Here is a 9,284-nt window from a genome sequence, read left to right as displayed (position 1 = left end):
ACTACCTGTAGAACAAGAACCAGCAGATGATACTGAACTACCTGAAGATCAAGAACCAGCAGTTGATACCGAACTACCTGTAGAACAAGAACCAGCAGATGATACTGAACTACCTGAAGATCAAGAAGCAGCAGATGAAGCTGAACTACCTGTAGATCAAGAAGCAGCAGATGAAGCCGAACTGCCTGTAGTTCAAGACCCAGCAGATGATACCCAACTGCCTGTAGTTCAAGACCCAGCAGATGATGCCGAACTACCCGCTGATCTAGACCCAGCAGCTGATGCCCAACTGCCTGCAGTTCAAGACCCAGCAGCTGATGCCGAACAGCCTGCTGATCTAGACCCAGCAGATGATGCCCAACTGCCTGCAGTTCAAGACCCAGCAGATGATGCTGAACAGCCTGCAGATCAAGACCCAGCAGCTGATGCTGAACTACCTGCAGATCAAGACCCGGTAGCTGAAGCCGAACTACCTGCAGATCAAGAAGCAGCAGCTGAAGCCGAACTACCCGTAGATCAAGAAGCAGCAGCTGAAGCCGAACTACTTACAGATCAAGAAGCAGCAGCTGAAGCCGAACAACCTGCAGATCAAGAAGCAGCAGTTGATACCGAACTACCTGCAGATGAAGACCCAGCAGCTGAAGCCGAACTACCTACAGATCAAGAAGCAGCAGTTGATACCGAACTACCTGCAGATGAAGACCCAGCAGCTGAAGCCGAACTACCCGTAGATCAAGAAGCAGCAGCTGAAGCCGAACTACCTACAGATCAAGACCCAGCAGCTGATGCTGAACTACCTGCAGATCAAGACCCAGCAGCTGAAGCCGAACTACCTTCAGATCAAGAACAGGTAGTCAATGAAGAGAATGTTACGAATCAAGAGCAACAAATTGCTGGTAATTATAAAGAAATTGTCGAAGATTATAGAAGTTTGATTGATTATTTTCAGGCTTATATAGACAGTTTATTGACTAAAGACAGCGTTGATACCGCTGAAACTACCGTAGAAGACACCGTTGATACTGCTGAAACTACCGTAGAAGACACCGTTGATACTGCTGAAACTACCGTAGAAGATACCGTTGATACCGCTGAAACTACTGTAAAAGACACCGTTGATACCGCTGAAACTACCGTAGAAGATACCGTTGATACCGCTGAAACTGCCGTGGAAGACACCGTTGATACTGCAGAAACTGCTGTAGAAGATACCGTTAATAACGCAGAAACTGCTGTAGAAGACACCGTTAATACCGCTGAAAACACAGCAGGAGCCACTGTCGAAACTGCTGAAACTGCAGTAGAAGTGGTAGAAAACCAGAATTCAACTTCCATTTTTGATAAGCTAGTAGGATATTACAGTCAAGTTTTAGCGTCCTATCAGAGTTTTGTTTCCCTTTTAAAATAAAACTCTTTTAAATGGATAAACCTCCTCCTTTTTTAAAGAACCTGCACAAAAGCAGGTTCTTTTTCATAACTTAGAGTTCGATTCAACTTGAAGCAAAAAGCTGGTCATCTTGGGATAAATGCCAAGGTGAAGGAAGTAACCGCACCACGCGCACTTCTCTATTGGTCGCCCAAACAAATGGTAGACAAGCTCAATCCTATCATACAAGGATGGAAGAACTACTACGGCAGCGTGGACCTAGGCATGTCAAACAAATTCCTGGCAAAAGTGGATTGGCACATTATTCGGAGACTGACACTGTACTGGAACAAGAAGTACAAGCGAAACCATTTGCATCCGAGAAAGGTAGCAGAGGAATTCGGACGTATGGGACTGAAACGAGTTAGCGCTTGGGGTAGCTATACTGCACAAGGTGAAGAGCATCGGAAAGCCGTATGCGGGAAAACCGCTCGTACGGTTTGATGAGGGAGGACTGGGAAACCAGTCCCTACTCTACACTTCGAGTATAGAGAGATTATTTTATAAAAAATAATTATAGTAACATTGACCATTGCTCAAATAGCCTTCCTCTAGCCCCGCATAACTTTTTTTGTTGTTTACCTTAACATCGCGGCCGGCAGCAAGCTGCCTTAACTCGGTGGGACTTCGTGATGCATGAACTTTAACGGAAATCAATGCAAAACCAAATTAAAGGGACTCAACTAACGGGGATCGATAGCGGGGGAACGGGATCGTCATCCTTCCCCTACTTCGACGCTACGCTAACGGGGAGGATAATTCCGACTGGTTACCATCTGGTGACAGAAGGTCATGGAGAATCCGGAATGATAAACAAGCCCGAAAGATGCCTTCATTCTTATGTTACATGTAAAGACATCTTTCTTTTGGAACAGACTTCAGGTGTCGGACTAGCCGTATGTCGGTTATCTTGCAGCTCCCAGAGGTGAACGGCAGCCTCCCGTTCCCATTCCCAATTGGTTGTAATATTCTTTTATATTCACAATGGTCTGACCGTGTGTGACCTGGGCAATCATCTGGCCAATTTCTTCAACATTTACGGTTCTGTTCTCCAGAAGAGCATCAAAGGTTCGCTTGATTTCTTTAGGAAACACATTTCCAACCATACTGGACAAGCCATTACATCCACCTATTACAATATTGGATACTAGGTTTTCATCACCTGCTGCGAACCGAACAAACGATTCAGGAAACACCGTGTCTCTATGACGATGAACGTCTCCTGCCTCCTTAAAACCCAAGATGTTTTTATGTCTTCTTATTAAATCGTGCAAAGCCTCCAGACTCAAATCAAAACCTGTTCGGGAAGGATTGTTGTAAAGAATCACATTCTTGGTTGTGTGTGTGAGCAACTCATCCACATACAAGATAGCTTGTTGCTGGGTCGGTTTAATGTAAGGAGGGAATCCGATCATTACTATATCAAAGACCGATCCTTCAAGTGCCTGGATTAATCTCACTCCGTCTCGGGTTCTTGTGGATGCAACGCCAAAAATCAATTCTACATCCAGAAAATGCTTCTGATTGAAATAGTCTATGATATGCAGTCGTTCCTCGATGCTCAATGAATGCTGTTCCCCTGTTGAACCTGAAACAAACAAAGAGCCGATTCCGTCTTCTTTCAAATAATTGACTATTGGCTCGAATCCCTCCACATACAGGCTTTCATCTTCTCGAAACGGAGTAGGCAAGGCAATATGAAAATTGTTCATGTGGATCAATATCCTCCCAGCCGAAAGTTTATAGTGTTGCTTTGACGACATAGCGTTACAGGGTCCCACTCTTTTAATGGTCATACCGACTACAGGATTGGTACTAAAAACGACTTGCAGAGCGACTCTAAATTAAAGGGCAATTTAACGTATAACTGTAATGATTAATTGGAACACCTGATAATTCCGATGACAATAAAAAATATACTGGATTAGTATAACGCTTTTTAAATTCACTTAATAAAGCTCTGCGATATCGGAGTTGGCGTTGAAAACTTTTTTGCTGCGAATCGCCGTGCGATCGCCACGCACAGAACTACACCGATATTCACTATAAAGATTGGCCAACCAATTGACTCGTGCAGAACGAGAGCCGAAAGTAGCAGGCCGAAGAAAGGCTGGAGGAGTTGTAACTGCCCGACCGCTGCTATACCTCCCTGGGCAAGACCATGATACCAGAACACAAAGCCGATGAGCATGCTGAACAGGGAGACATAAGCAAGGCTCAAGAGTGCGGAACCACTGATACCCGCCCACGAAACCGGCATGTAATAAAACGAGAGCAGTGACATAACGGGAAGCGAAAGAACGAGCGCCCAAGAGATCACCTGCCAGCCCCCTAGCCTCCGTGAGAGTCGTGCCCCTTCCGCATAACCGTAACCGCACACGATTATAGAAGCCAGCATTAACGCATCACCGACCGGCGAAGATGTAGCCCCTTGTGTTAGGGCGAATCCTGCTACAAGGGAGCTGCCTAGAGCTGAGAAGATCCAAAAGGTTGGTCGCGGGCGTTCACCGCCCCGCAGTACGCCGAAGATCGCCGTCGAAAGCGGCAGAAGCCCAATGTAGATAATTGCATGCGCAGATGTGACAGACTGAAGCGCCAAGGCTGTCAGCAGTGGGAAACCTACTACCACGCCGAGTGCTACTAACAATAGCGGAACGATGTCGCTTCGGACAGGCCGTTGTTGCCGGAAGATGAGGAGAAGCACTCCCGCTAACACCCCAGCAATTGCGGCACGGCATACGGTGAGGAATAACGGATCAAAATGCATCACAGCCAACCGTGTTGCGGGTAGCGAGCCGCTGAAGATGAGCACGCCGAGGAAACCATTGATCCAGCCGCTTGTCGTTTTGTTCATTACAATCACCTCGAAAAATTTTTTATACAAAAACGCACTCGACACTTGAGATAACAAGGTACGAAAATATTTATAAAATACACTTCTGTATGATTATTTGTATTATAGTAGATACAGAATATTATGTATATTGACCATTAATTCATCTGTAAGGGTACAGATAGAAGACCAAATTCTTCTGTTTGGAGGCATATTTATGACAAATAAAAAGGAATCCATTCAACAAATCATCCGTTCGGACATAGTCAATGGTCTCATCAAACCCGGTCAGAAGCTGCCTTCCATCCGTAAGCAGAGCCAAAGATTCGGTTGCAGCCTCAACACAATTATTCGTGTTTATCAGGAACTCGAAAATCAATATCTCATTTATTCACGCCCGAAAAGCGGCTATTTTGTCGTAGCCAAAGAAGCGCTCCTTCCCCTGCTGCAAACAAAACGAATCGATTTTTCATCAGCGGCTCCCGATCCCGCGTCGATACCGCAAATCGACTTTCGTCAATGCTTGAACAAAGCGATGGAATTATTTGAGACGTCCATATTCACATATCCCGATCCACAGGGTTTGCTTTCTCTTCGCCAGGAGATCGTGAAGCTTTTTCAGCAGCAACAGGTTTTCCCTTCGGCACAGCAAGTTTTTATATTTTCAGGCGCTCAGCAAGCTCTTCATCTTCTAGCCGGGATGCCTTTCCCAAACGGAAAAACCAACATTCTGGTTGAGCAACCAACCTACTGGGGAATGCTGGCTGCGCTTAAGACACAACGACAAACCGTAATCGGCATCGAAAGAACTCCTGACGGGATTGATTGGGTAACTTTGGAGCGCTATTTTCAAAGTAATATGATAAAGTTTTTTTATACAATTCCGCGCTTCCATAATCCGTTAGGCACTTCTTACACAGCGGAAGACAAACAGCGACTGGCAGAACTCGCCAAAGCAAATGACGTTTACATCGTAGAGGATGATTATCTTGCTGATTTGGAAACAAACAGTAAAGCAGATCCTATTCACGCTTATAATGGAGCCAGCCATGTCATTTATCTCAGAAGTTTTTCCAAAGTGATGCTGCCCGGATTAAGGCTTGCCGCGGCCGCAGTACCAGATTCGCTTATTCCTTTACTCCAATTGCATAAACATACGGCGGATCTGAGCACCTCAGTGCTTTCTCAAGGTGTGCTTGAGATTTATATGAAGTCCGGAATGTATGCTCATCATGCGAAGCAAATGAAATCCTTGTACAATCATCGCATTAAACATCTAAGGGAAATTTCACAGCGATTATTGCCCAAAGAATGCTTATATACCATCCAATCTTGCGGAGGGCTCTTCGCTTCAATACACCTTCCGGACTTCATTCATACAGAAGATTTGGTCAAGCGATTGGAGAATCGTGGCGTTGATGTACTTGCAACCGATAAGCAGTTCCTTTCATCTTTCCCCAAGCTTAACTTGCTGCGCCTTAGCATCATTCGGACCGATGAGCAAGATATTGAAGAGGGCATCCGCATCATTGCCGAAGAACTGGAGCGTTCCCAATATACAAGCAGCTCCCCTAAGCCATTTTTTCGGTTATGAGTAGAAAAACACAGGATTCTTGTTTTTTCTGTAATTTGTTTAAGACTGCTCCTATTAATATCAACCCGAGGTTAAACCTCGGGTTTTTCTTGTTCTGCTTCCCAATTTTTTTGCAAAGAAGCCAATTGATAGTCTAACTCTCAATGAAGGGTTGTCGTTTAACAAAAAAGTTTCAGAAGGAGCCATGAATGGGACGAAAACCAAGAATATGGCATCCCGGCCTTGCCTATCACGTAACCGGAAGAGGAAATCAAAGGGCTAATCTGTTTAAGGATGATTTAGACTACCAGATAAAATGAAAAGGACGATAAAGCAATCCTTAATTTTTTCATTAGTTGTTCATGTGTTGTATATTGTAGGAACAATTGGTTTGGGGTATATGAAAACTCTTTTTTATGTGCCGGATGTAGTTAGTGCTTATCAAGAGGTTACGTATCTTCAAAAAGAAACAGTGATTGCGTTTGATGAAGGTTCTTACTTAACATCTTGGAAATTTTTGATTATGTCTTGGTTGCTTACAAGTAGTGTGTTTATCCTGATGAAAATATTATTAGGTAAACTCTATTTTAATAGAGGAAAGAAGAGATAAGGGAACGGATAGACGGCGAAAAGGAAAAGAGGGGCAATTACATAATGCAGGGTGGGCGGTTGGCCACTTCCCCCTGGAAGGGAGGTGGTAAAATGACGACGTAGGAAGCAATCATGATGGCACTCCCATCAGATTTAGTTTTGATTGGAGTCATTACAATTGTTGTGATGATCGTCGTACATAGAAAAAAGTAACCGCCCCGCTCACGACCAAGAGAATTGGGTAGTTACTTTTTCCTAATTACTTCTACACTTTCAAGGTCAGCCGCTCTTCGTGCGGCATGTAGTTGCGAAGTCAGGTGTTACCAGCACCTGACTCTTTTTATTCTTGCACGATTTATATATTAATTAAACATGAAAATTGGACTAATACGAAGAGATGAAAGGGGTTTTTGTTGTGAATTTTCAACGGGGATAACTAATCGACAGTAGTGAAGGCCCGCTATCTCTCCCATCGCTTGGGTTCTAAACGCTAATGGCGAAGTTTCGATTCACCTTACTAAAGGGGTCAGTCCGTCCGTCCGAGCAAGGGCGTGTTATATAGTGGGTGCGAATCCCACCCATAAAGGTTGAGCCGACCACTGGTAGTTAGCCTTGGAGCCTAGTGTAACGGGAGAATAGTTGAATAGATTAGTAGATGTATATGGACTAAATACTACATATTCTTTCCTGTTCATTTTATTGTATCGGAGATCGAATATTCGATAAGCAGACCATGTTTTGCAGTCTTTTTTTGTTCCGAAAGGTTAGTTGAATAAGAGAAATAAAAAGAGGCTGCAGTACATACTGCAGCCTTTTAAAAAAAGATCCCAAAAAATTCCTAGCCAATCTGGAAGAAAGATGGCTCAATGGTTAATTGTGCCAAATGTTCTGTTTAAGAAAAAAAGGATATATAACCAATATCCCTTAAGTCTTATTCAGTACTCTCTCCAGCTTATCAATCAGATCAGGATTAAGAATCGACAAATACGTGTTAATTGGGGCCCATCTCTCGGGCTCATGGTCTTGGGAGATTTCAATCAGCCGCTTGGCAGACAACTTGTTAGCAAAATAAAGGTCGACTTCAGACGGGGATGCTCTGGCGATTTTCCCCTTATGGATCCAATAAGCGTAATGTTCCAGTACATCGGCAGTTGGGGGATCATTCACAAAGATGAGACAACAGTGCTTCACGTTGAGAGTAGCTTCTAGAATTACCCTTTTTACTTCAACCTGCATTCGAGTCCCCCCTTTTTTCCATTATATTCAGTGGATAGGGTTTTTTTTCAATTTTTTATCCCCTTTCGATTGAATTTTTCCGCGTAGGTGTCTGATCCCAGTCGAAGCTAGTCGATAATTATGAGGTTGCTCGAAGTAGTAATTGTGCCTCAAAGAGATGATAAATTGGTTGTTTTGACCACATTTAGAAATACGGTTATAGTCAGCGCAGGGTGGCAACAAACACGGGGTTTCGCAACCCCATTTTTGTTAAACTCCTATCCGTTAATCTCCAATGGCTAATAAACCTTAACTAACTGAAAATCTAAGAAAACAAGAGAAAAACCGAGATCTGCATTTGTTCCTAGAGGGAGTTTAGCGAAATAACTGACTATATCACCAACGCCGATAAGTTGAGAGAAACACGATTTTATCATCTTTGTATAGATTTAAAGCAATTGGATAAATTAACCGCATACATAACAAACAAACATCAAAATAGGCAGGTGGTAGCATTGAAGGTTCATGCTCGAATAGTAATCGAAGCTAAACCAGAAGTAAAACAAATGATCACTAAAATAAAAGAACACACTGGAAAGTCAATTAAGGATGTTGTGGAGAATTTAATCTGCCAAGAATATCAGCGACTAAATATCAAATAATGAAGTTTTGATAAAGAAAGCAGTTACAGAATAATGATTTATTAAGGAACGGGGCTAGCCCATGAACTTACACAAGATAATGGATAACTTGGACTTACAATCTAAAGGAATATGGTTTCCGATTACTTTTGGGGTTATCGTTTTGTTGTTCGCTCTATTTATGCCAAAACGACTGAGTTGGAGAGAGTTTTATCTAACATTCGGTCTTGTTGGATGGATCGGTTGGATGTCGGATATTTTTATAGGGATTACATTGGATTGGTTTGATCTAGGAATTCCTAATAAGATTGGGTTGGCTGATATAATCTCCATTGGAATTATTCCATCTGCACTGTCTGTGATTTTTTTAAATTATTATGAAGAAAAACGAAAGTGGTTGTACGCCATCGGATTTACAGCTTTATCATTTGCATTCGAGTGGGTAGCAGTACAAGTTGGTTATATGAAATTACATGGATGGAATACTTGGTGGTCATTGCCAGTATATATTTTTGTTTATGGCTTCTTTTTGCCATGGCACATTAAATTAATAAGAAAAGAATATGGCGGAAATGGGAATGTTGATGAGGAATTTAACCTTAACCTATTTAAAGAAAAAGCACGATAAAAGAGAAGATTTATCAGTATTTGTGCAATTAACGGGATTCGATAGTTAAGGAGCCAATCTTATTATGGCTCCTTACTTCGTTGTTTAGCTATTGGGCTTAGTAAGGGTGTTAGAAAAAAAGCTAGAGATTAATCCCCAGCTTTTTAGCTTACTCTTTCCTCTAACCTCTCTATAATAGAAAGGAATTTGTTAGCTTCCCTTGTTACATGAGCTTGGACTTTTTGAAGGGGAACAGCTGATTTCAATAGTGTCTCTTTTCGTTCGTGGAGCGGAAGGACAGTTCCGAAAATTTGCTACGTTAACCTCTCATCAAAATAAAGGCTATGGGAGCAAACTCCTGATATATGTGCTCGGGGAAGCGGAGCGCTTAGGCGTGA

The 9,284-nt window shown here is 42.8% G+C and carries 9 protein-coding genes and 1 pseudogene; 7 read left to right on the top strand and 3 right to left on the bottom strand.

Annotation, left to right across the window (positions count from 1 at the left end):
- Together ABLT31_RS37600 and ABLT31_RS37595 are read left to right on the top strand one after the other, a co-directional pair.
- Positions 1-1,408 (top strand): annotated as a pseudogene (locus ABLT31_RS37600) (hypothetical protein); the annotation flags it as partial.
- An 87-nt stretch (positions 1,409-1,495) separates the two neighbouring features.
- Positions 1,496-1,870 carry a group II intron maturase-specific domain-containing protein gene (locus ABLT31_RS37595; protein ID WP_367760842.1) on the top strand — a complete coding sequence of 125 codons (375 nt, stop codon included), beginning with the start codon at positions 1,496-1,498 and terminating at the stop codon, positions 1,868-1,870.
- Between the two features lie 461 nt (positions 1,871-2,331).
- Here ABLT31_RS37595 and ABLT31_RS37590 read toward each other — a convergent pair whose 3' ends face one another.
- Together ABLT31_RS37590 and ABLT31_RS37585 are read right to left on the bottom strand one after the other, a co-directional pair.
- On the bottom strand, positions 2,332-3,138 hold the full coding sequence (locus ABLT31_RS37590; protein ID WP_367760841.1) for a dihydrodipicolinate synthase family protein: 807 nt from the start codon (positions 3,136-3,138) through the stop codon (positions 2,332-2,334).
- A 233-nt stretch (positions 3,139-3,371) separates the two neighbouring features.
- Positions 3,372-4,280: a DMT family transporter gene (locus ABLT31_RS37585; RefSeq protein WP_367760844.1), complete on the bottom strand. Its 909-nt coding sequence runs from the start codon at positions 4,278-4,280 to the stop codon at positions 3,372-3,374.
- A gap of 196 nt (positions 4,281-4,476) precedes the next feature.
- Between ABLT31_RS37585 and ABLT31_RS37580 the strand changes: the two genes are divergently transcribed.
- Together ABLT31_RS37580 and ABLT31_RS37575 are read left to right on the top strand one after the other, a co-directional pair.
- A complete protein-coding gene (locus ABLT31_RS37580) occupies positions 4,477-5,853 on the top strand; it encodes an aminotransferase-like domain-containing protein (RefSeq protein ID WP_367760840.1) in 1,377 nt (458 codons plus the stop codon).
- Positions 5,854-6,196: 343 nt separating this feature from the next.
- On the top strand, positions 6,197-6,442 hold the full coding sequence (locus ABLT31_RS37575) for a hypothetical protein (protein WP_367760839.1): 246 nt from the start codon (positions 6,197-6,199) through the stop codon (positions 6,440-6,442).
- Between the two features lie 905 nt (positions 6,443-7,347).
- Here ABLT31_RS37575 and ABLT31_RS37570 read toward each other — a convergent pair.
- Positions 7,348-7,659 (bottom strand): hypothetical protein, encoded by a 312-nt coding sequence (locus tag ABLT31_RS37570; RefSeq protein WP_367760838.1) that lies wholly within the window; start codon positions 7,657-7,659, stop codon positions 7,348-7,350.
- Positions 7,660-8,051: 392 nt separating this feature from the next.
- Here ABLT31_RS37570 and ABLT31_RS37565 point away from each other — a divergent pair, with 392 nt between their 5' ends.
- From ABLT31_RS37565 to ABLT31_RS37555, 3 genes are all read left to right on the top strand, one after another.
- Positions 8,052-8,300 carry a hypothetical protein gene (locus ABLT31_RS37565; protein ID WP_367760837.1) on the top strand — a complete coding sequence of 83 codons (249 nt, stop codon included), beginning with the start codon at positions 8,052-8,054 and terminating at the stop codon, positions 8,298-8,300.
- A 61-nt stretch (positions 8,301-8,361) separates the two neighbouring features.
- The gene (locus ABLT31_RS37560; RefSeq protein ID WP_367760836.1) at positions 8,362-8,907 is read left to right on the top strand and encodes a hypothetical protein; all 546 of its coding nucleotides are present in this window, start codon (positions 8,362-8,364) and stop codon (positions 8,905-8,907) included.
- A 199-nt stretch (positions 8,908-9,106) separates the two neighbouring features.
- On the top strand, positions 9,107-9,284 hold a 178-nt coding region (locus ABLT31_RS37555; RefSeq protein ID WP_367760843.1), incomplete at its 3' end, for a GNAT family N-acetyltransferase.

Source organism: Ammoniphilus soli (assembly GCF_040813775.1).
The sequence above is the reverse complement of the archived record's forward strand: the minus strand, read 5'-3'. Positions and strand labels throughout refer to the sequence as shown.